This is a genomic window from Actinomadura monticuli, from assembly GCF_041463655.1.
GTDB lineage: Bacteria > Actinomycetota > Actinomycetes > Streptosporangiales > Streptosporangiaceae > Spirillospora > Spirillospora monticuli.
Genome location: NZ_JAXCEI010000007.1, coordinates 1 through 26,693 on the forward strand (window position 1 = coordinate 1; position 26,693 = coordinate 26,693).

The window sequence follows — 26,693 nt, forward strand, 5'->3', positions numbered from 1 at the left end:
CGGTGAGGGCACGATCTGACCCTAGGACTCCAAGGTCCAGGGGGCGGGAGTGCTCACTCACCAGCGGCTACCAGGCACCGAGTCTGCCCGATCAGCAACCCCGGCAGCTCCCATTAGGGGGCGGGGGACGCCAGGGAGACGAGGAGGGTGTTGAGGCGGGTGACGAAGGCGCCGGGGTCCTCGACGCGGGCGCCGCTGGTGAGGACGGCCTGGTCGAACAGGACGTGGGCCCAGTCGGCCAGGCGCGGGTCGTCGCGTTCGCCGTTGAGGCGCTCGACCAGCGGGTGGCGCGGGTTGATCTCCAGGACGGGCTGGTTCGGGAGGCCGGTGCCCCGCAGCCGCTGCGCGAGGGCGAACTCGGTCTCCGCCTCGTTCGCGACGATGCAGGCGGGGGACGAGGTGAGGCGGCTCGTCACGCGCACGTCGAAGGCCCGTCCGTCCAGGTGCTCCTTGAGTTTGCCGACGAGGCCGGCGTAGTCGGCGCCGGCCTGCTCGGCGGCCTCCTTGTCCGCCGCGTCCTCCAGGTCGCCGAAGTCCGGCGGGCCCTGCGCGACCGACTGGAGCCGCTTGTCCTCGAAGTGCGGCAGGGCGGTGACGACGAAGTTGTCGACGGCGTCGTCCAGCAGGAGGACCTCGATGTCCTTCTCGCGGAACGCCTCCAGGTGCGGGCTGGAGGCGGCGTCGGACAGGCCGGGGGCGAGCAGGTAGTAGATCTTGTCCTGCCCCTCCTTCATCCGGGACACGTAGTCGGCGAGCGAGACGTCGGCGTGCTTGGTGGAGGTGAAGCGGAGGAGTCGCGCGATGTCGTCCCGGTGGGCGGGGTCGTCCGGGACGCCCTCCTTCAAGGTGGCGCCGAACTCCTTCCAGAACGTCGCGTACTTCTCCGGCTCGCCGTCGGCCATATCCTTGAGGAGCTTCAGCACCCGCTTGACCGCGCTTGACCGGATGTGGTCCATGGCCTGGCCGCCCTGGAGGATCTCCCGGGAGACGTTCAGCGGCAGGTCGGCGGAGTCGATGACGCCGCGGACGAACCGCAGGTACCGCGGCATCAGCCGGTCGGTGTCCTCCAGGACGAAGACGCGCTGCACGTGGAGCCGCACCCCCTGGAGCGACTGCGGCAGCCACAGGTCGTAGGGCGCCTGCGACGGGACGAACAGCAGCAGCGTGTACTCGTACCGCCCCTCCACCTTGACGTGCACGTGGGCGAGCGGGTCGGCGAAGTCGTTGGTGAGCTGCCGGTAGAAGTCGTTGTAGTCCTGCTCCTTCAGCTCGCTCTTCGGTCGTGCCCACAGCGCGGTGGCCTGGTTGACCGGGGTGTCGTCGCCGCACAGCAGGATCGGACGGCCGATGTGGTCGGAGTACCGCTTGATGACCGACCGCAGCCGGTGCTCGTTCAGCAGCTCGTCCTCGCCCTCGCGCAGATGGAGGACGATCGTCGTGCCGCGTTCGGCGCGCTCGACGGTCTCGACCGTGTACTCGCCCTTGCCCTCGGACGTCCAGCGCACCCCTTCGTCCGCCGGCAGCCCGGCGCGCCGGGTGGTGAGCGTCACCCGGTCGGCGACGATGAACGCGGAGTAGAAGCCGACGCCGAACTGGCCGATCAGCGCCGTGTCGCCGCGCCGCTCGCCGCTCATCGCGCGGAGGAACTCGGCGGTGCCCGACTTCGCGATGGTGCCGATGTTGCCGATCACCTCGTCGCGGCTCATCCCGATGCCGTTGTCGGCGATGGTGATCGTGCCGGCCTCCTTGTCGAAGTCGACGCGGATCCGCGGCTCGTCCTCCGGCTCTTTCCCGGCCGTCTCCGGCGCGGCGAAGCGCTCGATCCGGAACCTGTCGATCGCATCGGACGAGTTGGAGATCAGCTCGCGCAGGAATATCTCCTTGTTGCTGTACAGCGAGTTGGCCATCAGATCGAGGATCTGGGCCGCCTCGGCCTGGAAGCCGAATGTCTCCTTCGCCGGCAGAGTCACCGTTTCCCTCCTGGTCGACGCCCTTCGGACGACCCATCAGAATAGAAATGGCGCATGACCCGGTCAACCGAGGACGGGCCGGGGCAGGTTAGGGTCGTCGCGGAGTGCGGGCGGCCTTGGGCGGGAGGCGGGGGAGCGGGATGAGAATCGTCGTCGACGACCTGACCGGATCGGAGATCGCGGAGTTCCTGGCGGAGCACGTCCGCGAGATGCGGTCCGTCACGCCGCTGGAGAGCAAGCACGCCCTCGACCTCGACGGGCTCCGCAGGCCCGACGTCACGTTCTGGACGGTGCTGGACGGCGACGCGGTCGTGGGCTGCGGGGCGCTCAAGAGGCTGGACGCCTCCCACGGCGAACTGAAGTCGATGCGCACGTCCACGGCGCGCAAGCGGAGCGGGATCGCGTCCATGCTGCTCGGGCACATCATCGCCGAGGCCGAGCGCATGGCGTTGACCCGGCTGAGCCTGGAGACCGGCTCGGACGACTTCTTCCTCCCGGCCCGGACCCTTTACGAGAAGTTCGGATTCGGTTACTGCGCCCCCTTCGCCGACTACCGCCCCGACCCGAACAGCGTCTTCATGACCAGGCCGCTCGGCGGCGCCGCCACTCCTGGCACCGCGCCGTCCGCGCCGTCCGCGGAGCGGCGCGTGAGCCGGGAGACGATCACGTAAGGGCGGCGACGCCCTCGTATTCGGCCTGGAGGGCCTCGCCCGCCGTCTCGTATTCGAGCAGCAGCAGGCCGTTCGGCGTCGCCTCGTGGTGGACGAGGCGCAGACCGGACGGGGCGCCGGAACCGGTGAGGAGGCGCCGCCCGGTCCGGAGCACGGCCGGCGCGACCACGAGGCGGAGCGTGTCGACCAGGCCCGCCCCCAGGAGCGCGTCGCCGAGGCGGGCGCTGCCGTGGCTTCATCGCGCGCCCTCCGCGAGGGCGGCCAGCTGGGCGGCGGCCGTCCCCCAGCCGTCGGCGAAGCCGAGCTTCTCGTGCCGGGCCCGGGCGTCCGGGTCGCCGTGCCGGACGAGCATCCGGTAGTCCGTGCCGTCCGGATGGTCGTCCAGCGTGATCGTCGCGGTCATCGGTACCGGGGCGGGGCTCGCGGGACGCCACGTGCTGTCGATCGCGTTGGTGAACACGATCCGGCGCTGGTCGTCGATGGCGAGGAAGCACGCGTCCAGGTGCGGGGCGAACGCGGCCCCGTCGTCGCTGAGCCGGGTGACGAACGCCCCGCCGGGCCGCAGCTCCAGGCGGTCGACGCGGCAGCGGGACGGGGCCGGGATCCACCACCGCTCCAGCCGCGACGGGTCGCTCCAGGCGCGCCACACGGTCGCGCGCGGGGCGCGGATGATCCGCTCAAGGGCGAGGTCGAGATCGGGGTTCACTGCCCGTCCTCCTCAGGGTCGGTGACGAATCGTTCGAGGCGGTCGGTGCGCTCTTCCCAGATCCGGCGCTGCTCGGCGAGCCAGCCGTCCACGAGGGCGAGCCGCTCGCGGTTGAGCGCGCAGGTGCGCACCCTGCCGGACTTGACCGTGCGGATCAGCCCGTTCGATTCGAGCGTCCGCACGTGCTTCATGAACGAGGGAAGCGTCATCGGGAACTCGCGGGCGAGGTCGCCCACACTCGCGGGCCCGCGCCCGAGGCGCCGGACGACGGCGCGCCGCGTCGGGTCGGCGAGCGCGACGAACACGCCGTCCAGCTCCGCCGCATACTGTTCCATACGGCTAAGTATTGCGGGTGCACGACACTTAGCGCAAGGGCTAAGTATGGGGCTGGGCAGTCCTCCGTCCGCGTGGGTACGGAGACCGGTACCGGCGACACCCCTGGGAGGGGAAATGGACTTCAAGCTGGAACTGGTGCAGGTGCCCGTCTCGGACGTGGACCGCGCGAAGGCCTTCTACACCGAGAAGGTCGGATTCAACGCCGACCACGACCACCAGGTGAACGAGAACGTCCGGTTCGTGCAGCTGACCCCGCCCGGGTCGGCCTGCTCGATCTCCATCGGCAACGGCCTGGGCGGCGACATGACGCCCGGCTCCATCAAGGGCCTCCAGGTGGTCGTCGAGGACGCCGACGCCGCCCGCGCCGAACTGGCCTCCCGGGGGGTCGAGGTCAGCGAGGTCCACGACTTCCCCTGGGGGCGCTTCGTCTTCTTCCAAGACCCGGACGGCAACGGCTGGAGCGTCCAGCAGATCACCCGCCCCGCTTGACCCCAGGAGTCTGGTTTGCAGGGGACTGGGGTTCATTGGCGGGACGTGTGGGTATCCGGCGAAAAGGCACGATTCATCGGGGGAGGACTCATGCCTCAGGAGACCGGTCACATCACCGGGACCAAGGACAAGGACTACGACATCACCTGGTTCGTCGAGCAGTGCCTGAGCAACGCCCTCAGGCTGGACACCTTCATCGAGGACGCCGAACGTGACGGCGACGTCCAGCTCGCCGACTTCTTCCGCCGCGCGCAGGGGGAGAGCCGCAAGGGCGCCGAGCAGGGCAAGGAGATGCTGAAGCAGCGCCTCTGACCCTTTCCCGTCTCCCGCCCTGGCGGTCACCGTCATGGCGGGAGACGCGCTGCGCCGCCGGGCCCGCCGCCGCTCAGGCGTAGCGGGGGTTGGTGGCGTGCCATTCGAAGCCGCCGCCCATCCAGGCGCGCAGCCCCCGCAGGAACCGCTGGAGCTCCGGCGAGGGGACGGACGCGAGGTCGCGATGACCGGCCTCGAAGTCGCGGACGAGGTCGTTGTGCAGGGTCACGGTGATCTCGGTCGCCTCCTCGACCGGGCAGTCCCGGTCGGCGGCGATCAGCAGGACGATGTTGCAAACGGGGTTCTCGTCCGCGGCGTCCTTGGCCACCGAATGCAGGTCGTTGACGAGGACGCTCGCGGTGCCCGCCTGGAACGCGGCGCGGCGGACGCGCGGCTCGTAGTACAGGTGCGCCGGAACCTCGTAGCCTCCGACGACGTCGATGAGCGTCATGGAGGTGTAGAAGCTGTCGTGCTGGCGGGCCGCCAGATACTCCCACGCCGGGGGGTGCTCCCCGGTCTCCCGCCAGGCCGCGTAGGCCGTCCAGCTCACGAACATGGCGAACGTCGAGTAGCAGATTCGCTGGACCTGCGCCGGTGTGGCGTGCCGGTTGAGGTGGCTGACGGCCGAGCCGAGCATCCGGCGTATCAGGTCGTTCTGGAGCGCGTCGTCCAGCGGAGCGGTGAAGTCCCCCAGGGGCGGGACCGGGTCCATGGCGGCCATCACCAGCGCGAGGCGCGGCGGAAGCAGCTTCGGCACGGCGCCGAGCGCGGTGTCGTCGGCGTAGTAGTCGTCCGCCGCCCACCACCCGGCGTTGAGCTGCGCGGCGACGAGCAGGGCGTCGGGGTCGTCGGTGTCGGGATGCGCGAGGGTGACCAGGCGCCCGAACGCCGCCTTGCCGAGGGCGTCGATCTCGCCGTCCTCGAATCCGCAGTCGCGCGCCCAGGAGGCCAGCCGGGCGTCCACCTCGGCGGCCAGGGCGTCGTCGGCGCGTTCGGGGACGGGGCAGTAGAGCGGCGAGTGCGACCCGTCCCCCCACGTCCTCTCGACGTAGCCGGGACCGCAGGGCGCGGGGCCCGGCCCCGCCCCCGCGAGGAGGTCGCCGTACGGGGCCTGGCGGCTGGGGCGCGCGGCGGCGAGCAGTGCGGGCAGGGACGCCGCCGCGGTTCCCAGACCGGTCGGCTTCGCCGGCCACCCGCCGGCGGACGGCGGGGACCCAGTGCCGCCGCATGTCCGCGCGCGCGGCTCACCCGCCTCTGCCGTGGACGATCGATCCGTCATCGGCTGCCTCAGATCCGGTCGGCGGCGATGAGCAGGTACTGGAAGCCGCCGTCGCGGTACGCCTCCAGGAAGGTGTCCTCGATGCCGGTGGCGACCTGCGACTTCCGGCGCAGCTCCCAGTACGGGATCGTCTCGGCGGTCAGATCGATGACGCCGACGGGCACGAGCCGGTTCGCCGCCATCGCGCGGAAATAGCCGCTGCGCGGATGGATGTCGCACACGTAGTGCGCGTTGATCGCGGACACCGCCTTGGACGGAAGCCCGTACACGTCGTTGTAGCAGCCGGTGATGGTGACGTACCTGCCGCCGCGTGCCAGGAGCCGGGAGTGCGCCGCGAACAGGTCGTCCAGGACGACGTACATCGTCGACTCGTTGTTCCAGATCGCCTGGAAGGCGCCCGCCTCGAAGCCGGTGTCGAGCATGTTCTTGAAATGGAACCGGACCCTGTCGGCCACGCCGCGCCGCAGGGCCTGCGCGTTGGCGAAGTCGACCTGGGCCTGCGAGATGGAGACGCCGTCGACCCGGCAGCCGAACGCGGCGTTGGCCATGAGGCTGGACCCGCCCCGGCCGGAGCCGGCGTCCAGCAGCCGGTGCTCGGGCCGGATGTCGCCGAGATGGCCGAGCAGGAACTCGGCCTGCGCGTTCTCCAGCCGGTGCAGCTCGGCGATGATCGCCTCCTCCCGGACGTCCTCGTCGACGTCCAGCACGGACCAGTCGACCTCGCCGATGCCGTAGTGGTGGTGGTAGGTGCCCGACACGTCGCCCAGCCGCAGGTTGACCGGGTTGCGTTCGGCGTTCCAGTAGTTGGCGACGTCGTTCTGGTAGATGCTGGCGATGGCCGTCATGGGCCGTCCTTTCTTTGGCGAAGGGTGCTTCAGCGAAGGGGAGCGGCGATCTCGACGTCCTCCAGGACGCCGAGGGCATCGGGGACGAGCACCGCGACGGAGGCGTAGGCGGACACCAGGTACTTGGTCAGGGCGCGCTCGTCGATGCCCATGAACCGGACGTTCAGGCCGGGTGCGTACTCGTGCGGAAGGCCGGTCTTGCGGAGGCCGACGACGCCTTCCGCGTCCTCGCCCAGGCGCATCGCGAGGATCGAGGTCGTGAACTCCTCACTGATGGGGAGCTTCGGGCACGGGAAGAGGGGGACGCCCCGCCAGGCCGCGACCCGCTTCCCGTCCACTTCGACGGGGCTCGGGTAGACGCCGCGCAGGCTGCATTCGCGCAGGAACGCCGCGATGGCCTTCGGGTGCGCCAGGAACAGCCGGGTGCCACGTCGGCGGGTGAGCAGCTCGTCCATGTCGTCGGGGGTGGGACGGCCCCTTCGGGTGCTGACGCGCTGGTCGTATTCGGCGTTGTGCAGCAGGCCGAACTCCCGGTTGTTCAGCAGCTCCCACTCCTGCGCCTCGCGGACCTCCTCGACGACCAGCCGCAACTGCTGCTCGAACTGGTCCATCGGATTGCTGTACAGGTCGTGCACCCGTGTGTGGACGCGCAGCACGGTCTGCACGACCGAGAGCCCGTACTCGCGGGGCGCCGGATCGTAGTCGACGAACGTGCCCGGCAGCGTGGGCTCACCCTCATGCCCGGCCGCGACCGCCACCTCGGCCTCGCCCTTCCGGTTCACGGCCCGGCCCGCGGTGGCGACGTTGGCGGCGATGTGCTCCCGCAGTTCCGGCGACGCGTCCACGACCTGCTGGAAGTCCTCGCGTGGTAGCACCAGGAGCGTCCCCGCCGTGACGGCCTTGTAGGTGTGCGGCCACACCGGTTCCGACTCGTGCAAGGCCCAGTCGCCCAGATGCGCGCCGCCGGTGTGCACGCCGAGGCTCTGGACGCCGCCGTACTCACCCGTTCCGAGCTGCTCGACCTTGCCATGGGCCAGAAGGAGCGCCTCGTCCACCGGCGCTCCGGCCTCGGCGACGACGTCCCCGGGCCGAAGCTCCCGCAGGACGAACCTGCGCGCCAGCTCGTCGAGCGGCCCGTCGAACCCCCGCAGCAACGGCAGCTCCGTCAACGTCTCCGGGATGACCCGCACGTCGTCCGCTCCGGCCTGGACGAAACTCACCCGTCCGCTGCCCACGGCCAGCTTCAGCCGCCGGTTCACCCGGTACGTCCCGCCGGACACCTCGACCCAGGGCAGGCTGTGCAGCAGCCACCTGGGAGTGATGCCCTGCATCTGCGGCACGGACTTGGTGGTGGTCGCCAGCTTCCGGGCGGCGTGCGTCCCAAGGCTCAACCTGCCGTCGGCGGGTTCACCGGACATGGCCCACCCCCGCCCGCCGCCCACCTCGCGACGCCGCCGGCTGATCGCTACTTTCAGTCATGCGAAGGAAGCTAATCGTGATCGGCGGGCTTCTAAAGAGAGTGCCCCCGCACAGAAGTCGACACCTTCAGTGACAGCACTGTCACACTCCGGCAAGACGGCGAGCGTGGCCGCCTTCCCTCGGCCGACGGCCTGGTCAGATCCAGCCCATCTCGGACGGCTGGGGGAAGCCTCGGTACCAGGCGCCGTAGGCCGTCAGCACGACGAGGGCGGGGGCGAAGGCGGGAAGCAGGACACGGCCGAGGTGGTGCCGGGTCCGCCAGCCCCAGACGGTGAACGCGGCGGCGATCGCGATGCCCATGAGCCCGGTGGTGCCCTCGATGGAGTTGGTCGTCCAGGTGATCGCGACGGCGAGGCTGAGCGGGAGGTGAAGCGGGGTGCGCGGCGGCGGCGTGCGGGCGAACGCGGTGGCGAGGGCGGCGAAGACGAGGGCGGTTCCGGCGTACCAGATGTAGTGGCCGACGGTCTCGTCCCAGAGGTGCGCGGTGGGGTTCGGGTAGACGTTGTACACGGAGTTGGCCGCGAGATGGATGCCGTGGCCCTCGGTATAGGTGATGGCGCCGACGAGATAGAGCGTCCAGGCCCGCCGGTCTGCCCCGGCCGCGCGGAGGGCGGCCGCGGCGGTGAGCAGGACGGCGTACGGGGTGAGGACGTCGATCCAGTCGGCCCACCGGGTGTGTCCGACGGCCCCGAGCGGGGCGAGCGCGAAGCCGAGGTGGTGAGTGACGCTGTAAAGCACGACGGCGGCGACGAGCCATCGCCGTGCGCGGGCGAGATCGGGCGCGGCGAGAGTCGTCGTCATGTCCGCCAACGTAGGGCCTGAACCGGCTCGGACGGGCGGAATGATCGAACTGACGCGCAGGCCAGCGGTCTGCCTCGCGCTATCGCGTGGTCAGGTGCTGGCGCAGGTGATGCAGGTCCGGGTGGCAGGGCGGGCGGCCAGGCGTTCCGCTCCGATGGGGCCGCCGCAGCTCTCGCACGTGCCGTAGGCGCCGTCGGTGAGTCGGCGCAGGGCGTCGTCGATGTCGGCCAGATGCGCGCGGGCCCGGGCCAAGGACGCCTCGATACGGGCCCGTTCGTAGGCGATGGTGGCGCCCTCCGGGTCGTGCTCGTCGTCCACACCGGTCTGCGCCGACGCCTCGACGACACCGTCCCAGTCCCCGCTCAACGACGCGATGAGCCGCAGCGTGTCGGCCCGCTCCGCGATCAGACGCTCCTCCGTGCTCACCCCACTTTCAACACCCCCCGCGCCACACCCCATTCCGTCCGGCGAACCCTGGCGCAGTGAGATGGCGATCGTGGCTTGGCCTTCTTCCACCGCGAACGGGCGCGTCAGGCGGCTTCGCGTGAGATCGGGATCACCTCGATCTCCACGCCGTAGTTCGCCTTGAGGATGCTCGACATGCGGGCGAGGGCGATCTGCGCGTGCGGGAAGAGCGTGTCAGCGGTCAGCGGGGTCTCGCGTTTGACCATCATCCCGAACACCACCTTCTCCGGACGCCAGCCCTTCGGCAGGGTCCGTGCTCCGTTGCTGGTCTGGCGGACGAGCTCGGCGAACTCCTCCCGGGCGTCGGGCAGGAGGCAGAGTGCCTCGGTGGAAATGAGTGCCTGGTTGAACAGGTGGCTGAACGGGCCGGTGCCCTGGCCGGCCTTGACGTGGATGAGTTCGTTGTCGGGGCCGAGCAGGTCGCACGCCTCGAAGCCCTTCTTGCCGTGGTACGGGCTGAGCACCATGACCCTGTCCAGCGTGAGGACGCGTTCCGGGCCGAGCAGTTTCTCGACGTGCTTGTTGTAGTTCTCCTCATCGCCCTCCGGCCATTCCGGGAGGGGCACGCTGGGCATGTCGGCGAAGAGCCCGGCGATCTGCCGCTGGATGGAGTCGTGATAGCGGACTCCGGCCTCGTACCAGCTCCCTTCGATGAGGAAGTAGTCGCGCTCGCCGAGGCGTGTTGACACCGCCATCCACCGGTCCGCCGGTGCCTTCGCGATGGAACGCTGGCCGTGCTCGTCTTCGCAAAGTCGCACCTCGCCTCGCCGGAGCGCCTCGATCGGCGGAATCTCGCGCCTGCCGCGCCAATGGGCGAGAAGCATCCCCAGGTCGGGCTCTCCCGTCTGGCGGAGGAAGGCATAACGGCCGATCTTGATGACGAGGCTCTCCGCCTCGCCGACCGCTTCGGTGAGTTCCAGCGGGACGGCGGGCGCGAGCCGCGTGACCGTGTCGTCGGCGTCCAGATCGTTGCGGAGGTAGGCGTTGAGCTGATCGTCGAGCTCCTCGCGGCGGGCCTTGTCCCGGACGGGCACGATGGCCTCGATGAAGGCGAACTCGGCCCGGACGTCCCGCGCGCAGATCTCGGAGATCCGGCGGAGCAGCGCCACGAGCCGGTCGGGGGCGAGCGGTATCGCCATCCGCAGGCCGGCCGCGCCCTCCACGCGCACGGGCTTGTCCCCGTCGAGGCCGAGGTCTGTCGGATCGACCCGTCCGGCCAGGCTGCGCACGAGTTCGGCGTACTCGCTGAGCCCCACGTGCCCGATCGGGATGCCGCCCGGTACCCGCGTGGCGTCCTGCCGCCCGAGCCCGGTCATGGACCGCCGCACGACGCCGCGGATGTCGGCGTCCACCGCGCGGACGGTGAAGCCGAGCCCGAAACCGTGGTCCTTGAAGTCGTCGGGGACGGCGCGGAAGCCGCTGCCGAACCCGATCACGTAGGTGACGCCGTCCACCTCGACCCAGAGCAGTGCCCCGCAGTCCTGCGTCTCGTAGCCGTCGGGGAGCGGCCCGGCCAGCCGGGCCGCGGCATCGACCCAGGTGGCGGGCGCGGGCCCTTGCCGCCAGATGATCATCACACCGGACGCCCCGGGCAGGTCGAGATCGACGATGTCGTTGCGGATCGTCTTCTCCATGAAGTCCTCCGCGAGCCGCTCGAAGAACGTCGCCAGGTCGTCTCCGGATTCGGAGCGGCGGTAGATGGTCACTTCGCGAGTGGAGACGGTCATGGCGGACCTCCGGAGGAAGACGTCCCGGCACGAGCGGACCGGGGTCGGATGGGAAGGGCGTGCGCGGGCTTCGCGGAGTCCGCGCCTCACTGGCCCCGTAAACAGAGTCGGGTATTGTGTTAGCGATGTCAACGCGTTTCAGTATTGATCACATGCTCACACCCGTGTACGTTGCCGTTATGCCTGATGAAGAGCCGCTGGTCCCGCCGGCGGAGATCGCCCGGATGGCCGGGGTGACCCGCGCGGCCGTGTCGAACTGGCGGCGGCGCCACGCGGACTTCCCCGACCCCGCGGGCGGCACGGCGTCCGCGCCGCTGTTCGCGCTGCCGGACGTCCGGCGGTGGCTGGAGTCGCAGGGCAAGGGCCAGGCGGTGGCGGACGAGGTCAGGCTCTGGCACGCGCTCCGGGCCGAGCGCGGCGCGGACATGGCCGGTGCGCTCGTCGCCGTCGCGGCCGAGTTGAGCGGTGAACCCGCCGAGCGGCCGCTGTCGGCGCCCACCGCCGAGCTCCTGGCCGAGCTGGCACGGGAGCGGACGCCGGGGGAACTGGTCGGCGACCTGGCGAAGCGATTCGTCGCGTCGGCGACCCGCAGCGGCGGCGAGCACGTGTCGACACCGGCACTCGTCCGCGTCGTCCGCCATTTCGCCGGGGAGGTCAAAGGTGTCGTGTACGACCCGGCCTGCGGCATCGGCGACCTGCTGCTGTCCGTCGGCGGCGCGAAGGTGAAGGCCCGCGCCGGGCAGGACGCGGCGGACGGCCTGGCCGAGTTCGTCCGGATGCGCGCCGCGCTGGAGCAGAGGCCCGGCACGATCGAGGTCGCGCACGGTGATGCGCTCCGCGACGATCGCTTCCCCCGGCTCAAGGCCGATCTGGTGGTGTGCGACCCCCCGTCCGGCCAGGCCGACTGGGGACGGGACGACCTGCTGCTCGACCCGCGCTGGGAGATCGCGCTGCCGCCGAAGGCCGAGGGCGATCTCGCCTGGCTCCAGCACTGCCACTTCCACACCGCGCCCGGCGGACGCGCCCTGGTCGTGCTGCCCGCGTCCGCCGCGTACCGCAGGTCGGGGCGCCGCATCCGCGCCGAGTTGGTGCGCGGCGGCCTCCTCGACACACTGGTCGCGCTCCCGGGCGGCCTCGCCGCCGGACACTCGGCACCCGTCCACCTGTGGGTGCTGCGGCGCCCGTCCCGGCAGCCGGGTCCGGACGCGGTCGTCCGCATGATCGACCTGTCCGACGCCGACCTCAGCGTTTCCATCGACCCGGACCCCGACCGCATCGCCGACGTGCCGGTCATCTCGCTGCTGGACGAGGACGCCGACCTCACCCCCGGCCGCCACGTGGCCGCCGGACAGCCCGGCGCCGCCGCCTACGAGAAGGCCCGCGCCCGCTTCGAGGAACTCATCGACGGCCTGACGGGACGGTTGCCCCGCCTGCCCGAGGGGGCGGAGGACATCGCGGCCACCGTCAACGTGTCGGAGCTGGTGCGCGGCGGCCTCGTCCGGGTCGAGGACGGGAAGCCGGTCTCCACCACGGATCAGTTGGACACCGACTTCCTGCTCGGGTTTCTCAAGAGTGCGGTCAACACGCGCCGCAACACGTCCGGCTCCGGCACCCACCGCGCTGATCCGAGGGGAGCGCGCGTCCCGCAGATGGACACGGACCGGCAGCGGACGTACGGCGCCGCGTTCAGAGAACTGGAAACCTTCGTGCGGCACCTCGAAGAGGCGGCCAAGATGGGACGCCGTGCCGTGCAACTCGCACACGACGGACTGACGAGCGGGACACTGGAACCACCCGGACGCAGCGAGGAAGAGGACGACGAGTGAGCGTTGACCAGAACCTGTCCGCCTTCATCTGGTCGGTGGCGGATCTGCTCCGCGGCGACTACAAGCAGTCGGAGTACGGCAAGGTCATCCTCCCGTTCACGGTGCTGCGCAGGTTCGACTGCGTGATGGAGCCGACCCGCCAGGACGTGTGGGAGCGGGATGACGCGTATCCGGGCGACACCCCGCCGGCGCTGCTGAAGGCGGCGGCCGGGCTGCCGATCTACAACACGTCCCGGCAGAGCTTCCGGACGATCGGCAGCGACCCCGCGAACGTCCGCGGGAACCTCATCGACTACGTCAACGGCTTCTCCGCCGAGATCGCCGAGATCCTCGACCGGTACGCGTTCCACACGCAGATCGAGCGGCTGGACGCGGCCGGGCTGCTCTACCAGGTGGTGCAGAAGTTCGCCGACCCGAAGCTCGACCTGAGCCTGTCGAAGGTCAGCAACCACGACATGGGCTACCTGTTCGAGGAACTGATCAGGAATTTCTCGGAGCTGTCGAACGAGACGGCCGGAGAGCACTTCACGCCCCGCGAGGTCATCGAGCTGATGGTCGAGTTGCTGCTGGCCCCGGACAACGACGCGCTGACCGGCACCAGGAAGGTCATCGACATTCTCGACCCCGCCTGCGGGACGGGTGGGATGCTCGCCGCCGCGGAAGAACACATCCGGAAGATGAACCCGGAGATCCGCATCAACCTGGCGGGGCAGGAGATCAACGCCGAGTCCTACGCGATCTGCCGCTCCGACATGCTGATGAAGGGGTACGACGACAACAGCGCGGCGATCAAGTTCGGCAACTCGTTCAGCGACGACCAGCACACCGAGTACCCGTTCCGGTACATGCTCGCCAACCCGCCGTTCGGTGTGGAATGGAAGAAGGTCGAGAAGGCCGTCAAGGACGAGCACAACGACCTCGGCCACGCCGGACGCTTCGGCGCCGGCCTGCCGCGCATCAACGACGGCTCGTTCCTGTTCCTCCAGCACATGATGCACAAGATGCGGCCTACGACGGCCGACGTGGGGGACGACGACCTCAAGGGCTCCCGCATCGCCATCGTGTTCAACGGCTCGCCGCTCTTCACCGGCGGCGCGGGTTCCGGGGAGTCGGAGATCCGCCGCTGGATCATCGAGAACGACCACCTTGAGGCGATCGTCGCCCTGCCCGACCAGCTCTTCTACAACACCGGCATCTCCACGTACTTCTGGATCGTCACGAACAACAAGGCGCCGGAGAACCGAGGCAAGGTCATCCTCCTGGACGCCCGCGACCAGTGGACGAAGATCCGCAAGTCCCTCGGCGAGAAGCGCAAGGAGATCAGCAAGGCCCAGCGCGCCCACATCAGCGCCGTCTACCGGGACGCGTTCTCCATCGCCGCCGACCCGGACCACCCCGACCACGCCAGGGTCAAGGTGTTCCGCAACGAGGACTTCGGCTACCAGCGCATCACCATCGACCGGCCGCTACGCCAGCGCTTCGAGGTCAGCGAGGAGAGCCTCACCGCCGTCGCCGAGGCGAAGGCCGTCCAGAGCTATGACCCCGACCTTCGGGACGAGCTGCTGACCGGCCTCAAGACCCTCATCGGCACGTCCGAGACCGACCGGACGAAGTTCCGCGAGAAGCTCTTCGCCGCCTACATCGAGAACTCGGTCACCGTCCCTCCGGACAAGGTCGAGAAGGCCATCATGGCGGCCTTCTCCGTCACCGACCCGGACGGAGAGGTCCAGAAGGTCAAGGGGAAGGTCGTCCACGACCCCGACCTCCGCGACTTCGAGAACGTCCCCCTCACCGAAGATATTGACGAGTACTTCGCCCGCGAGGTCCTCCCGCACGTCCCGGACGCCTGGATCGCCGAGACCAAGGACCCCAAGACCAAGGAAACGCTCCGCGCAAAGATCGGCTACGAGATCCCCTTCACGCGGTATTTCTATACCTACACCCCACCCCGCCCCCTCGAAGAGATCGACGCCGACCTCAAGGCCATCGAAGCCCAGATCCAAACCCTCCTCGGCCAGGTGACGGCGTGATTCTGGACCTTGCGCCTTGGCTTGAGAATTCGCGGTGGCAGACAGTACCGATCAGTTTCCTTGCCCGCCAAGGGACCGGGCACACGCCAAGTAGGCAACATCCGGAGTACTGGGAGAACTGCACGATCCCGTGGATAACGCTTGCGGACGTGTGGCAGTTGAGGGACGGGACGCGCCACACCGTCACAGAGACCAAGGAAAAGATCAGCCTTTTGGGGTTGGCGCACTCGGCGGCCGTCGTACACCCGAAGGGTACGGTCATACTGTCCCGGACGGCATCCGTGGGGTTCTCCGGAATCATGGGAGCCGATATGGCGACCAGCCAAGACTTCGCCACATGGACTTGTGGTCCAAAGCTGCTTCCGCGCTTCCTCCTCCACGCGTTGCGTGCGATGGCACCGGATTTGAAGCGCCTTGCGGCCGGCTCGACGCATAAAACCATCTATATGCCGGACATCGAGCGACTCCGGATTCCGGTGCCTGCGCTGGAGGAGCAGCGGCGGATCGCGGACTTCCTCGACGCCGAGACCGCCCACATCGACCGCCTGTCCGCGCTACGGAGCAAGCAAGTGGAGTTGGTGGGTGAGCGTGCCAGTTCACTGATTGCTGGGCGTGTTGAGGAATTGGCCTCTGTTAACGGCTGGATCAGGCTAAAAAGAGGGCTTCGCTCAATTGAGCAAGGTTGGAGCCCGCAATGCCACGACATAGAGGCGGGTGTGGATGAGTGTGCGGTCCTGAAGACGAGTGCCGTTAGTTCGGGTGTTTTCCGCGGAGAGCAGCACAAACTACTGCCGCCTGAACTCGAGCCGGATCTTAGATACCTGGTCCGTGACGGGGATCTACTGATGACCCGGGGGAGCGGGAGCCCTCGCCTCGTAGGAGTGGCAGCGGTGGCTGATACGAAAGGTAGAAAGCTGCTTTTGAGTGACCTCCTCTACCGGCTTCGCTTGCATCCCGGATGGTCGTCTACTTTCGTTGCGTCTGTACTGGCGAGCTCGCCGGTTCGGAGTCGGATGCGCCTGTTGATGCGCGGTCAGTCAGGACAGACAATTAAACTCAGAGCCGAGGATATTCGAGAGATTTCCATCCCGAGACTCGCTGTCGATGACCAATCGGGATGGGCGAAGGAGGTCGATCGTGTGCGAGCCGAGGCTAATGCGTTGATGCGTTCGCTAGAACGTAGTATAGAACTGCTAGAGGAGCGGCGACGGGCGGTTGTTACGGCGGCCGTTACGGGGGAGTTGGACGTAACGACCGCGGGTCGCGGTTCGTTTGTGTGATGAGGACATCCGACACTGATGGAAATCGACGGGCATGATGTAGGGAGGACGAGGTAGGGGTGAGCTCGGGGCAGGGTGGCGATCGTCGTATTCCTCTTGAGGTACAGCATGTCCGGCAGGCTTTACTTCGGGACTATGAGGGCCTCATCTATGACGATGATCTAAAGAGGTACCAAGGTGCCGCCTGGGAGCAGCGCTTTCTGTCTCGTGCGCTGACGGCGTCGGCGGTTCGCCTGGTGACCGGCTGCGACTACGAGGCGGCGGGGCAAGCGGTCATTGATGGTGAGAACGACCAGGGCATTGACGGTGTTGCCGTGGACGAAAGTTCGCGGAAGGTCTGGCTCGTTCAAGCTAAGTGGAGCGACGCGGGCAAGGGGAAGATGGACCAAGGGGAGGCCCTGAAGTTCATCGAGGGACTTCGCCTGATCGAGCGACGCGAGCTAGAGGGGACCTTCAACGAAAGGCTCGACCCCTTCAAAGGGCAACTCGATGTCGCGATGGGCGATGCTCGATTGCAGATCATGCTCGTCATCGCGGTAATGGGGCCGCCCGTTCTCTCAGATGCCGTTACAAAAGTGCTGGAGCGTGCGCGCAAGGAGTTCGACAGTCGGGGGCCGGTGCTCGACTACCGGGTCTACGGAGTCGCTGACTTCCATCAGCAGTTGCGCCAGGACTTGGCGCCGAAGCCGATCGACGTCGAAGCCACGATGACGGGGTGGATCAAGCGTGACACCCCCTTCGAGGCATGGCAGGGGACGGTTGCCGTACGGGACGTCGCGCAGTGGTTCAGCGAGCATGGCGACGGGTTGTACGAGCAGAACGTCCGTAAGTCTCTCGGGCTCACCCGTATCAACAGCGGCATCAAGGAGACACTGCTCAACGAGCCTGAGAACTTCTGGTACTTCAACAACGGCATCACAGTGCTGTGCGACAGCATCGAGCCGCATTGGCCTGGCCGGCGGAAACCTGATGAGCCTGTCAAGCTGATGATGAACGGCGTCAGCGTCGTGAACGGCGCGCAGACCGTCTCCGCCATCCATGAGGCGATGCAGCAGGACGCACAGCGTGTCGACGATGCCGATGTGACCGTCCGAGCGTTCTCCCTGGGCCAGGACCGCCCGGCCTACGCGAAGCGTATTACGGAGACCACGAACACACAGAACGATGTCTCACAGCGTGACTTCATCGCGTTGGACGGGGCACAGGCCGCTATCCGCGAGGACTTTCTGCTGTCGCTCGGCAAGACATACGTCTACAAGCGGGGTGAGCCCGACCCGTCGCCCGATGCGGGATGTTCGGTCGAGCATGCGGCCGTCGCTCTCGCCTGCGCTCACCGGTCACCTGACCTCGCCGTCCGAGCCAGCCAGGGAACGGACACGCTCTGGGAGCGCGGATCCAGCGGATCCTACCCGCGCCTTTTCGGTGAAGGACCGACTGCCTACCGGATCTGGCGCCTTGTTCAGGCACGGCGCGTCGTCGGGGCGGCGCTCGATGCAAGGCGCAAGGAACTGCACGGTCGAGCAGCGGACATGGCGCGACGCGGTGAACTGCTTATCACGCATCTCGTCTTTCAGCTTCTCGACCTGGAGGACGTAGGCGAGCACGGCTTCGACGTAGGGGCCATGCTTGACCGCATCCCCGATCTGACAGGCCAGGTGCTCACTTGGCTGATCTACCACGTAGACGCTGAATACGGCCCGAACTCGTTCCTCTCCACGACCTTCACCGACGAGACCAGGTGCAAGGACCTCGCCAAGCTCGTGCTCGACGACGTGCGGGGTGGTGGGTCCATACCGAGCCTCCGGGACGACTACCGGCCGCCGAAACGAAGGCCGCGCAAGCAGCGTCGTCCGAACGCGGTCCCGACTCTGGTCAGCGCCGGCCGTCTCGCAGACGGTACGCGGCTCACGTACCGCCCCCAGCACAACAGCGAGATTCTGGCTGTCCGGGATTGGGTCGCCGAGGATCAGCGGCGCGCGACGGCCACGTGGGTGAACGATCGACGGAACTGCCTGCTATGGGCATATGACGGGCAAAGGTATTCGGCCACCGGCCTGGTCATACACATATGGGAGTTGTCCGGTTACGAACGTTCTCCCGTATCCGTTCAGGGGCCTGGACGCTGGACCTTGGACGATGGTCAGTCGCTCTGGGAACTGGCCGTTGAAATCTTCAAACGCAACGAAGAGAACTGACCTTCTTCCAGCTTGGGTGGCCCAGAGCGGTTGCCGGTCTGGGGGGACTGTCGGTGGCCTGCGCGGGGTTGGGGGAGCGCAGGCACCGGGACGGCAACCGCTCCGGGAGATCAACAGTGCTGCACGGTTGGCGGCTACCTGGGGGCGGCGTGTTGCCCCTTCGCGCCCCAGCCATAGGGCAACACGCCGCCGGTCAAGAGAATCGACGGACCGTTCCCGACCCACCGGTTCCGTTCACTTGCGGCGTGTTGTTCTTATCCGCAGGCGCATAAGAACAACACGCCGCAAGTGAACGTAGTTCTATGGAGTCGACGGGCTGACTCCCGTCCGCCAGTGGCGGCTCGTTACGGCTTCCGAGCCTTATCGGCGAACTTGTGCGGGTCGAGCGGGGTAAGTGCGTGGTGAACTGCGCTGCCGGGATGGTGAAGGTTTGTCGGCATAGCGATGTTTGCCTACGTAGCTGTGGTCGGCGATCGCCACGTTGATGAAGAGGATCAGCATCGAGATTGCGAAGATTGCGAGGAGTCCAGCACCTGCGATCGCCAGGGCGGAGATCACAAGGTGTCCTCGATCTTGCGCTGGGCGGCGAGGGCCTCGCTGAGGAGTTGGTATGTGTCCTCAACGAGGGTCGCGCAGAGGCCGTAATAGATCTCCCTCTGGGTGAGGGGACGGCCGAGGCGGGTGGCTACGAGGCATTCCATGGTCGGAGGCCGGCGGATGTACCACGCGGGATATGTCTCTTGGAGTTGTTCGCGTTCTTGATCATTCACGGGTCGGGGTTCCCTGCGATGTGGTTCGGCGTTTCAAAAGAAAGCCAACCAGGGAAGAGTTACTGTGAGCTACGAACCGCTCACCCCCCGGCGAGCACCCGAGCCAGTGAGGCGACACCCCCGAGCAGACCCGCCGACACCCGGGAGACACCCGATGACACCCACGCGTGACACCACCCCCTCCGCCTACCAGGACGCGTTCGTCAACGAGCTGCGGGCGCGGCGTGAAGCGTCCGGTCTCTCACGCAACAAGCTTGCTGCGGCGCTGGGTTGTACTCCTCAGTGGATCGCCAAGGTCGAGACCTTCGAGAAGCCTCCGTCCGAGGGGCTCGCTGATGACCTCGACACCTACTACCAACTGGACGGCGCGTTCCGTCGCCTGTGGGAGAAGCATGTTGAGGCGAGGAAACAGGGGCTCATCCCGAGCGCCGTCCGACCGCTCGTAGATGCGGAGCGCGAAGCCAACCGGATCAACATCTACGAGCCCCTGCTTGTGACTGGGTTGATGCAGACGGAGGAGTACGCGCGCTTCGTGTTCAACTCGGGAACTCGGGTGGACAAAACGGAAGAACTTGTTGCGATTCGAATGGAGCGGCAGAGAATTTTTAGCAAGGCTAACCCTCCTTGGCTGTTCCTGCTAATTCGTGAAGCAGTGCTTCGTGACATCAAGGCCGAGTTTCGCGAAGAGCAGTGCAAGCGTTTCCTGGATGTCATGAGTCATCCCAACGTTTCGGTTCAGGTCGTCCCAGCAGAGGCGGCTGTTTTCCAAGAGAGTGGGTTCCAACTCCTCAGCTTCGACCAGGCGCCGGATGTTGCCTATGTCGACGGCGCGAGCGGTTTCGGCCAGATACTCACGGATCCGCGCGATGTCCGGAGGCTTGCCATAGTCTTCGATGTGATCAGGTCTGCCGCACTATCAGCGACGGCTTCCGCGAACCTGATCCGGACCATCATGGAGGACACGTGAGCACCCTGGACCTGTCGTCCTTGCGCTGGCGCAAGAGCACCAAGAGTGGTTCCGAGGGGGGTACCTGCGTGGAGGTTGCAGAGATGGCCTCGAACGTGGCCGTGCGGGACTCGAAGGATCCGGATGGGCCGAAGCTGGCGTTCGGGCGCGAGGTGTTCGCTGCCCTGGCCAGTGACATCCGGGCTGGACGTTACGACCGGTAGGAACCTGTGACGGTTGTTCGGGGCCTCGCGTCCGCGGTCGGCGTGAGGCCCTCGACGTCCGGGGCATCAGGCCCCGCAGTGTGCCGTCTATTCTCAGCTGCCGCGACGCCTGTCACTTCGGCGGCCGAGGTTTCTTCGGAGCGGTGAGGCTGCCGCCCGCCCTCTGCGCCTCTTCGATGACGAAGGCCCGGGAGATCGGAGAATCGAGTCGGCCGTCGCGGGCGTCGAGCCCGATGTCGGCGATCTGGACGGTCCGGACGGTGGCGGCCTTCCAGCTTTCGACGGGAAGGAACTCGCGGGCCAGCGTGCCGGCGAGTTCGCCGAACAGGTGCGGGAAGGGCATGCCCGAGCCCGCCGCGGCCCCGGCCACCGTCAGTTTGATCAACTTGACGGTGACCCACTGCGGGTCGAGCCGCGACTTGATGAGCACGGCGAAGAAGTCGAGGCCGGTGGCCTCCATGGCCTCCGAAGAGCCGACCAGGTCCGCTATCTGATGAACGATCTCGTTGACGAGGCTCTGGCGTGTCACCGACTCCAGCAGCACCTCCCGCTCCGCCTGCACCTCTCGCGGGAACGGCAGGTCACGCTCGGATTCCACCTCCACCCGCACGGCCGGCGCGTCCTCGGACGCCTCTTCTGCTTCCGCTGAATCCGACGCCTCGTCGGCGGCGCGCTCCGACGTCCGCTCATCCGCCGTGTCCGCGTCCCGGGGCGTCGACTCGGCCTCGCTCTCCGCGTCCTGCGGCACCTTCGCGGACTCTTCGACCGGTGCCGTCCGAACCGTGACATCGGACGTTTCCGGGTCGTCCGCGCCCGTCACGTCCGAGGCGGGTTCCTCGCCGTTGGATACCACCTCCACGGGCGGTTCGGGGACCTCTTCGGGCCCGTCAAGAGGCTCCCCGGTCGGCTCCGCGATCGGTGCGACGGGCCAATGGGCGGGTCCGGCCGGCGCCTCGACCTCAGAGTCGCAATCGTTGACCTCAACGGGGAAGGCGCCTTCTGGCGGAGGCGTGGGAGTGGACTCGGAATCGTCTTCCTCGCAAACCTCGTCCAGCGGCGTGGAATTCGCAACTTTTCCGTCCTCGTCACGCTGGGCGGCATCGGGGGGTTCCTCCACCAACCAGGGGTTCATTTCCGGTGTGGCTTCTGGAGGTTGCCGCTCTTCAGGCATCTCGCTTGGCATGTCGGAAATGGGCATGGCCCAATGGTTCGCCCCGCAGGCCGGAAGAAACAGCGCCGCGACGGCGACATCCGTGTTCGGCGAGGTGGGAGTGGGCGCGGTGAGGCACCCGAGTGCAGGGTGCCGGCGCGATCGAGAGGCTGGTGCGCGCCGCCCGATCGCGAGGAGGGCCGCCGCCTCGACCAGGCCCTCTATCCGGCTGAGTCGTTGACGATGTCAACATATTGAAAGCATCAGCCAAGTCGCTCACGGCAGGCGTAGAGTGGTCCCGGATGGAGCCGCGGGTAGGACGAGGTGGAGTCTGTGGGCGCGAAGGTGTACCGGGAGAGGACGTTCGAGGACGCCGTCGAGAGTGCGTTGATCGCGCACGGATGGGCGCCCGGTGAGCCCGGGAACTACGACCGGGAGCTCGCGCTCGACACGGCGGAGCTGGCGGTGTTCCTCGGGCGGACGCAGCCGGAGCAGTGGGAGCGGCTGCGCGACGCATACGGGGAGGACCCGGCGCGGCCGTTCGCGCGCCTTCTCGGTAAGGAGATCGACGCGCGGGGCGCGCTGGACGTGCTGCGCACCGGTGTGAAGGACAAGGGCATCCGGTTCCGGCTCGCCTACTTCCGGCCCGCCCACACGCTGGCCGCGGGAGCCCTGGACGACTACAACGCCAACCGGCTGACCGTGACGCGGCAGCTCCACTACTCGGCCGACGAGCCCGCCAAGTCGGTCGACCTGGCGTTCTTCGTGAACGGGATCCCGGTGGCGTCCGCCGAGCTGAAGAACGCGGTGACCGGGCAGACCGTCGCCGACGCGCGCCGCCAGTACCGGGAGCGCGACCCCAAAGCCCTGTTCTTCGCGCGGCGGACGCTCGTCCACTTCGCCGTCGACACCGATCTCGTCTTCCTCGCCACTCGGCTCGACGGGAACAAGACGCGGTTCCTGCCGTTCAACCAGGGGTCGCACGGGCCCGGGAACTCGGGATCGGCGGGCAACCCGCCCGCCGGTGAGTCCGGCTACCGGACGTCCTACCTGTGGGAGCAGGTACTCCAGCGCGACAACTTCCTGGAGCTGCTCCAGCAGTACCTCCACGTGGAGGACGCGGACGCCAAGGCGGGCAAGGCGCCGTCCTTCAAGCCGTTCGCGGCGCACACGCAGCCGCTGATCTTCCCCCGCTACCACCAGTGGCACGCGGTGAAGTCGCTGATCGCGGACGCCCGGCAGAAGGGCGCGGGGGAGAACTACCTGATCGAGCACTCGGCCGGGTCCGGGAAGTCGAACACGATCGCGTGGCTCGCGCACCGGCTGTCCACGCTGCACGACGCCGCGAACGAGCCGGTATTCGACAAGGTCATCGTGCTGACCGACCGGCTCGTCCTGGACAAGCAACTCCAGGACACCATCTACCAGTTCGAGCAGGTCCAGGGTGTGGTGGAGCGGATCGAGACCGACTCGCGGCAACTCGCCGAGGCGCTCACCGGCGCCCGCGCACGGATCGTGATCACCACGCAGCAGAAGTTCCCGTACGTCCTGGACAAGGTGCGCGACCTGGCGCAGCGCAAGTACGCGATCATCATCGACGAGGCGCACTCGTCGCAGGGCGGCGAGGACAACGCGGCGCTGAAGAAGGCGCTCGGCTCCCGGACGGTGGACGAGTCCGGCGACCCGCTCACCTCGGCGGCGCTCGCCCGCGGCCGGCAGCCCAACCTGTCGGTGTTCGCGTTCACCGCCACGCCCAAGAAGAAGACACTCGACCTGTTCGGCCGGTACGACGCCGCCGAGAACAAGAACAAGCCCGTCCACGTCTACTCGATGCGGCAGGCGATCGACGAGGGGTTCATCCTCGACGTGCTGAAGAACTACGTCACCTACGCGACGTACTTCAAGCTGTCGGAGGCCGCCGCGGACGAAGCCGAGCGGATGGTCGACCCGCGCAAGGCCAAAGCCCAGTTCGTCCGGCAGGCGATCTGGTCGGAGGCGTCCACGGCGCTCCGCGCGAAGATCATCGTGGACCACTTCCGGTCGCACACCGCGCCGCGGATCGGCGGGCGTGCGAAGGCCATGGTGGTGACGCCGCTGCGCGCCGACGCGCTGAAGCTCTACCAGGCGATCCGGACGTACGTGGACGAGCGCGGCTTCACCGACTGCGGGACGCTCGTCGCGTTCTCCGGCCCGCTGCGACTTGAGGAGAACGGTCCCGAGTACACCGAGGCCAAGCTGAACGGGTTCCCCGAGCGGGAACTCCCGGCGCGGTTCGGCTACACGCGCGCCGACGACAAGCGCGCGGGGACCGTCCCGAAGCAGGAGTACCGCATCCTCGTCGCCGCCGAGAAGTACCAGACGGGCTTCGACCAGCCGCTCCTCACCACGATGTACGTCGCGAAGCCGCTCGCGGACGTCGCCGCCGTCCAGACGTTGTCGCGGCTGAACCGCACCCACCCCGGCAAGACGCAGGAAGACCTCTTCGTCATGGACTTCGCGAACAAGCCGGAGGGCATCCTGGAGGCGTTCCAGCCGTTCTACGAGACGACGATCAGCGAGCCGACCGACCCCGACCTCCTGTACGCCAAGGAGCGGGAGGTGCACGCCTACCGCCTGCTCGTCGAGTCGGAGATGCGGCGCTTCTTCGAGGCGCTCAGCGCTGAGCGGGCGAAGGCCGCCGACGAGCGTGAGCTGATCAAGGCGCACGGGAAGCTGTACCGGTGGCTGGAACCGGCCGTCGACCGGTTCACCGCGCTCACCGCCGAGGAACCCGACAAGGCCGAGGCGTTCCGGGGCGCGCTGAGCGACTTCGTCCGCTCCTACGGGTGGCTGTCCCAGGTGATCGGCTACAACGACGACGACCTCGAACTGCTGTACCAGTACGGCCGGTTCCTGCTGAACAAGCTGCCGCCGCGCGGCCAGGAGGCGGCGGTGGACGTCGGCGAGGTCGAGCCGAGCCACCTGCGCATCGAGAAGAAGGACGAGGCCGAGCTGCGGCTGGAGGCCGCCGGGGAGCGGGAGGTGTCCGGGCTGCTGGGCGGCGCGACGGCCCGTCCGCCGACCCCGACGAGTTGACGCTGGCCGAGCTGATCGAGCGGATCAACGACGAGTACGGCACCGGGCTGTCCACCGCCGACAAGATCATCGCGGGCCAGTTCGCGGTGGCGGTCGCCGAGGACCCGCAGCTCGCCGCGGTCGCGCTGAACAACTCCCGGGAAGTGTTCGAGCGGGAGGTCGACAAGGACGCCGACCGCATCATGATCGACCAGGCGGCGTCCAACGACGCGCTGCTCGTCCGCTACTTCGAGGACGAGCGGGTCAACCGGCTGTTCAAGCAGGTCGCCAAGCGGCAGGCGTACGAGATGATCCGGCGTCCGGTGCGGCGGGAGGCGCAGCGCCGCGCCACCGCCGAACGGGCCGCCGAGATTCGCCGGACTCGCGGCGCTTCTCCCGAGTAGCGTGCCTGCCATGGGAGACGCCGACGAGGCGGGCGGCCGGGTCGTCGCCGGCCGGTACCGGCTGCGCGCCCCCATCGGCGCGGGCGGCATGGGCGAAATCTGGGAGGGCTACGACGAGCGCCTCGGCGGGCGCCGCGTCGTCGTCAAGATGATGCTCGACGAGCGTCCCGGCGAGCTGTGGCCGCGCGCCGAGGCACTGGATATCCGCCGGGAGCGGTTCCTGCGCGAGGTCCGGACGACGGCCGCGATCGAGCATCTCGGCATTCCCGCCGTGTACGACGCGGGCGTCTCCGACGGGCGGCTGTTCATCGCCATGCAACTGCTGCACGGCCGCGAACTCCAGACGCTGATCGACGAGACCGACCATGAGGCCGACCCGCTGCACGTCGCGCGGGCCGCCGCGATCGGCGCCCAGATCGCCTCCGTGCTGGACGAGGTTCACCGGCACGACGTCGTCCACCGGGACGTGAAGCCGTCCAACCTGATGCTGACGCCCGGCGGGATCGTGAAGGTCCTGGACTTCGGCGTCGCGTCGCTGCTCGGCTCCGGCGACAACCCGCGCCTCACGCAGGTCGGCATGACCGTCGGCACCCCGCCCTACATGTCGCCGGAACAGGCCCTCGGGAACACGATCGGGCCGACCTCCGACCTGTACGCACTCGCCTGCGTGCTCTTCGAAGTGCTGACGGGACGGCCGCCGTACGCCGACTCGGCGTCGCGGTCACACCAGTGGCACCACGTCCACTCCGACCCTCCCCGCATCCGGGATACGCGGCCGGACGTCCCGGAGGAGATCGAAACCCTCCTCATCGCGATGCTCGCCAAGGAACCCGAGGACCGGCCCGACGCGGCCGAGGTATACGAGCGGCTGCTGCCGTTCGCGTTCCGCCCCGGGCCGGACGGGTTCCCGCCCGACATAGCCGACCTCGACCCGTGCCTGCCGTTCGTCCGTCCCATGGGCGGCCGGACGCGCCGCCGGGGCGCCGCCCGGCCCCCCGCCGCGCCGCCGTCTCCCGCCAGGGCGCTCACCGAACGAGAGATCGACGAGCTCGGCGCCCGTGTCGAGGGCCTGCTGGAGAGGGGCCTCTTCGTGGAGGCGTTCGACGTGCTGGAAGGCGCGCGAGCACGCGCCGGCGACCCCGCGCTCGCCAACGACATGGCCTTCCGCCTCGCCACCGCCAAGTTCATCGCCGGCAACCACACCGAGGCCGCCGCCCTGTTCGCCGAGGTCGGCGCCTACTACACCGACCGCTTCGGCCCGGACGACGACGACGCGCGGATCGCCCGCTACTACCTGGCGCAGAGCCGGGACGAGCTGGGCGACATCGGCGGCGCCGTGGTCGCGTTCGAGGACGTGGCCGGCGCCGCCTTCGACCCGTCCGACGAGGCCGCCGTGGACCGGTACCTCGACGCGCTCGCCTCGTTGATGCGGCTGTACGCGGCCGGCCGGCAGCGCGACCGGCTCGCGGACGCCGAGACGCGGATGCGGGACGCCGTCCGCCGATACCGGCCGGACGACGCCGCGACCATGCTGGCCGACGTGGACGCCTACCTGACCCGCCTGCGGCGCCTGCTCGACGGCGGGGGCGGGGAAACCGACGGCGTCCCTGCCTAGGCGAGGATGAGCCGCGCGACGGGCCGGCTCCGACCTCCGGGTTGGCGATGCGACTTTTGTTCATGATCGCCGCGATCGGGCTGGAACGCGCCCTGACGACTTGGAACGACCAGATGGCC

At 68.3% G+C, this 26,693-nt stretch carries 23 protein-coding genes and 1 pseudogene; 12 read left to right on the plus strand and 12 right to left on the minus strand.

Annotation, left to right across the window (positions count from 1 at the left end; genetic code table 11):
• Positions 1-113 precede the first annotated feature (113 nt).
• Entirely contained in the window at positions 114-1,970 is a 1,857-nt protein-coding gene (gene htpG, locus SM611_RS16865; protein WP_371950505.1) for a molecular chaperone HtpG, read from the minus strand.
• Between the two features lie 140 nt (positions 1,971-2,110).
• Here htpG and SM611_RS16870 point away from each other — a divergent pair, with 140 nt between their 5' ends.
• Entirely contained in the window at positions 2,111-2,641 is a 531-nt protein-coding gene (locus tag SM611_RS16870) for a GNAT family N-acetyltransferase (protein WP_371950506.1), read from the plus strand.
• Here the strand turns inward: SM611_RS16870 and SM611_RS16875 are convergent.
• From SM611_RS16875 to SM611_RS16885, 3 genes and pseudogenes are all read right to left on the minus strand, one after another.
• Positions 2,634-2,861 (minus strand): annotated as a pseudogene (locus SM611_RS16875) (dihydrofolate reductase family protein); the annotation flags it as partial. The gene SM611_RS16870 and the pseudogene SM611_RS16875 overlap by 8 nt on opposite strands.
• A 15-nt stretch (positions 2,862-2,876) precedes the next feature.
• Positions 2,877-3,347 (minus strand): SRPBCC domain-containing protein, encoded by a 471-nt coding sequence (locus SM611_RS16880; protein ID WP_371950507.1) that lies wholly within the window; start codon positions 3,345-3,347, stop codon positions 2,877-2,879.
• Positions 3,344-3,682: an ArsR/SmtB family transcription factor gene (locus SM611_RS16885; RefSeq protein ID WP_371950508.1), complete on the minus strand. Its 339-nt coding sequence runs from the start codon at positions 3,680-3,682 to the stop codon at positions 3,344-3,346. The genes SM611_RS16880 and SM611_RS16885 overlap by 4 nt, the downstream gene beginning before the upstream one ends.
• Before the next feature lie 115 nt (positions 3,683-3,797).
• Between SM611_RS16885 and SM611_RS16890 the strand changes: the two genes are divergently transcribed.
• Both SM611_RS16890 and SM611_RS16895 read left to right on the plus strand, forming a co-directional pair.
• The gene (locus SM611_RS16890) at positions 3,798-4,172 is read left to right on the plus strand and encodes a glyoxalase superfamily protein (RefSeq protein ID WP_371950509.1); all 375 of its coding nucleotides are present in this window, start codon (positions 3,798-3,800) and stop codon (positions 4,170-4,172) included.
• A 90-nt stretch (positions 4,173-4,262) separates the two neighbouring features.
• The gene (locus tag SM611_RS16895) at positions 4,263-4,484 is read left to right on the plus strand and encodes a hypothetical protein (RefSeq protein WP_371950510.1); all 222 of its coding nucleotides are present in this window, start codon (positions 4,263-4,265) and stop codon (positions 4,482-4,484) included.
• A gap of 73 nt (positions 4,485-4,557) precedes the next feature.
• Here the strand turns inward: SM611_RS16895 and SM611_RS16900 are convergent, their stop codons facing one another.
• The 6 genes from SM611_RS16900 to SM611_RS16925 all read right to left on the minus strand — a co-directional run bounded on the left by SM611_RS16900 (position 4,558) and on the right by SM611_RS16925 (position 11,080).
• Complete coding sequence (locus SM611_RS16900; protein WP_371950511.1) at positions 4,558-5,763, minus strand: family 2 encapsulin nanocompartment cargo protein terpene cyclase; 1,206 nt, start codon at positions 5,761-5,763, stop codon at positions 4,558-4,560.
• 8 nt (positions 5,764-5,771) lie between these two features.
• The gene (locus tag SM611_RS16905) at positions 5,772-6,608 is read right to left on the minus strand and encodes a geranyl diphosphate 2-C-methyltransferase (RefSeq protein ID WP_371950512.1); all 837 of its coding nucleotides are present in this window, start codon (positions 6,606-6,608) and stop codon (positions 5,772-5,774) included.
• A 29-nt stretch (positions 6,609-6,637) separates the two neighbouring features.
• Positions 6,638-8,026, minus strand: a complete 1,389-nt coding sequence (locus SM611_RS16910) for a family 2B encapsulin nanocompartment shell protein (protein ID WP_371950513.1) — start codon at positions 8,024-8,026, stop codon at positions 6,638-6,640.
• Between the two features lie 196 nt (positions 8,027-8,222).
• The gene (locus tag SM611_RS16915; protein WP_371950514.1) at positions 8,223-8,888 is read right to left on the minus strand and encodes a hypothetical protein; all 666 of its coding nucleotides are present in this window, start codon (positions 8,886-8,888) and stop codon (positions 8,223-8,225) included.
• Between the two features lie 90 nt (positions 8,889-8,978).
• Positions 8,979-9,314 (minus strand): TraR/DksA family transcriptional regulator, encoded by a 336-nt coding sequence (locus SM611_RS16920; protein WP_371950515.1) that lies wholly within the window; start codon positions 9,312-9,314, stop codon positions 8,979-8,981.
• A gap of 104 nt (positions 9,315-9,418) precedes the next feature.
• Positions 9,419-11,080: a DUF6119 family protein gene (locus SM611_RS16925; RefSeq protein ID WP_371950516.1), complete on the minus strand. Its 1,662-nt coding sequence runs from the start codon at positions 11,078-11,080 to the stop codon at positions 9,419-9,421.
• Positions 11,081-11,259: 179 nt separating this feature from the next.
• On the opposite strand from SM611_RS16925, the gene SM611_RS16930 reads away from it, so the two are divergent.
• From SM611_RS16930 to SM611_RS16945, 4 genes are read left to right on the plus strand one after another with little or no spacing between them, the layout of a single operon-like run.
• A complete protein-coding gene (locus SM611_RS16930) occupies positions 11,260-12,906 on the plus strand; it encodes an N-6 DNA methylase (protein ID WP_371950517.1) in 1,647 nt (548 codons plus the stop codon).
• Positions 12,903-14,936 (plus strand): type I restriction-modification system subunit M, encoded by a 2,034-nt coding sequence (locus SM611_RS16935; RefSeq protein ID WP_371950518.1) that lies wholly within the window; start codon positions 12,903-12,905, stop codon positions 14,934-14,936. Before SM611_RS16930 ends, SM611_RS16935 begins: the two co-directional genes overlap by 4 nt.
• A complete protein-coding gene (locus SM611_RS16940) occupies positions 14,933-16,216 on the plus strand; it encodes a restriction endonuclease subunit S (protein WP_371950519.1) in 1,284 nt (427 codons plus the stop codon). Before SM611_RS16935 ends, SM611_RS16940 begins: the two co-directional genes overlap by 4 nt.
• Positions 16,217-16,275: 59 nt before the next feature.
• The gene (locus SM611_RS16945; RefSeq protein ID WP_371950520.1) at positions 16,276-18,411 is read left to right on the plus strand and encodes an AIPR family protein; all 2,136 of its coding nucleotides are present in this window, start codon (positions 16,276-16,278) and stop codon (positions 18,409-18,411) included.
• Positions 18,412-18,965: 554 nt separating this feature from the next.
• Here SM611_RS16945 and SM611_RS16950 read toward each other — a convergent pair.
• Positions 18,966-19,112, minus strand: coding sequence for a hypothetical protein (locus tag SM611_RS16950; RefSeq protein WP_371950521.1), 147 nt, complete (start codon positions 19,110-19,112; stop codon positions 18,966-18,968).
• A gap of 223 nt (positions 19,113-19,335) precedes the next feature.
• Between SM611_RS16950 and SM611_RS16955 the strand changes: the two genes are divergently transcribed.
• Together SM611_RS16955 and SM611_RS16960 are read left to right on the plus strand one after the other, a co-directional pair.
• Positions 19,336-20,148, plus strand: a complete 813-nt coding sequence (locus SM611_RS16955; RefSeq protein WP_371950522.1) for a helix-turn-helix domain-containing protein — start codon at positions 19,336-19,338, stop codon at positions 20,146-20,148.
• Complete coding sequence (locus tag SM611_RS16960; protein WP_371950523.1) at positions 20,145-20,351, plus strand: DUF397 domain-containing protein; 207 nt, start codon at positions 20,145-20,147, stop codon at positions 20,349-20,351. Before SM611_RS16955 ends, SM611_RS16960 begins: the two co-directional genes overlap by 4 nt.
• Before the next feature lie 112 nt (positions 20,352-20,463).
• Here the strand turns inward: SM611_RS16960 and SM611_RS16965 are convergent, their stop codons facing one another.
• Positions 20,464-21,549 (minus strand): hypothetical protein, encoded by a 1,086-nt coding sequence (locus SM611_RS16965; protein ID WP_371950524.1) that lies wholly within the window; start codon positions 21,547-21,549, stop codon positions 20,464-20,466.
• 285 nt (positions 21,550-21,834) lie between these two features.
• Between SM611_RS16965 and SM611_RS16970 the strand changes: the two genes are divergently transcribed.
• The 3 genes from SM611_RS16970 to SM611_RS16980 are packed head-to-tail and all read left to right on the plus strand — an operon-like array spanning position 21,835 to position 26,574.
• Positions 21,835-24,576, plus strand: coding sequence for a type I restriction endonuclease subunit R (locus SM611_RS16970; protein WP_371950525.1), 2,742 nt, complete (start codon positions 21,835-21,837; stop codon positions 24,574-24,576).
• Complete coding sequence (locus SM611_RS16975; protein WP_371950526.1) at positions 24,573-24,959, plus strand: hypothetical protein; 387 nt, start codon at positions 24,573-24,575, stop codon at positions 24,957-24,959. The genes SM611_RS16970 and SM611_RS16975 overlap by 4 nt, the downstream gene beginning before the upstream one ends.
• A 10-nt stretch (positions 24,960-24,969) precedes the next feature.
• Complete coding sequence (locus tag SM611_RS16980) at positions 24,970-26,574, plus strand: protein kinase domain-containing protein (RefSeq protein WP_371950527.1); 1,605 nt, start codon at positions 24,970-24,972, stop codon at positions 26,572-26,574.
• The last annotated feature ends 119 nt before the right edge of the window (positions 26,575-26,693 follow it).

What these genes read in the sequence shown, in the direction of transcription:
- SM611_RS16870 (WP_371950506.1), top strand. Translation starts at nt 2,111, where the DNA reads ATGAGAATCGTCGTCGACGACCTGACCGGATCGGAGATCGCGGAGTTC.
- SM611_RS16885 (WP_371950508.1), bottom strand. Translation starts at nt 3,682, where the DNA reads ATGGAACAGTATGCGGCGGAGCTGGACGGCGTGTTCGTCGCGCTCGCC.
- SM611_RS16890 (WP_371950509.1), top strand. Translation starts at nt 3,798, where the DNA reads ATGGACTTCAAGCTGGAACTGGTGCAGGTGCCCGTCTCGGACGTGGAC.
- SM611_RS16895 (WP_371950510.1), top strand. Translation starts at nt 4,263, where the DNA reads ATGCCTCAGGAGACCGGTCACATCACCGGGACCAAGGACAAGGACTAC.
- SM611_RS16900 (WP_371950511.1), bottom strand. Translation starts at nt 5,763, where the DNA reads ATGACGGATCGATCGTCCACGGCAGAGGCGGGTGAGCCGCGCGCGCGG.
- SM611_RS16905 (WP_371950512.1), bottom strand. Translation starts at nt 6,608, where the DNA reads ATGACGGCCATCGCCAGCATCTACCAGAACGACGTCGCCAACTACTGG.
- SM611_RS16910 (WP_371950513.1), bottom strand. Translation starts at nt 8,026, where the DNA reads ATGTCCGGTGAACCCGCCGACGGCAGGTTGAGCCTTGGGACGCACGCC.
- SM611_RS16915 (WP_371950514.1), bottom strand. Translation starts at nt 8,888, where the DNA reads ATGACGACGACTCTCGCCGCGCCCGATCTCGCCCGCGCACGGCGATGG.
- SM611_RS16925 (WP_371950516.1), bottom strand. Translation starts at nt 11,080, where the DNA reads ATGACCGTCTCCACTCGCGAAGTGACCATCTACCGCCGCTCCGAATCC.
- SM611_RS16930 (WP_371950517.1), top strand. Translation starts at nt 11,260, where the DNA reads ATGCCTGATGAAGAGCCGCTGGTCCCGCCGGCGGAGATCGCCCGGATG.
- SM611_RS16950 (WP_371950521.1), bottom strand. Translation starts at nt 19,112, where the DNA reads ATGGAATGCCTCGTAGCCACCCGCCTCGGCCGTCCCCTCACCCAGAGG.
- SM611_RS16955 (WP_371950522.1), top strand. Translation starts at nt 19,336, where the DNA reads ATGACACCCACGCGTGACACCACCCCCTCCGCCTACCAGGACGCGTTC.
- SM611_RS16965 (WP_371950524.1), bottom strand. Translation starts at nt 21,549, where the DNA reads ATGCCCATTTCCGACATGCCAAGCGAGATGCCTGAAGAGCGGCAACCT.
- SM611_RS16980 (WP_371950527.1), top strand. Translation starts at nt 24,970, where the DNA reads ATGGGAGACGCCGACGAGGCGGGCGGCCGGGTCGTCGCCGGCCGGTAC.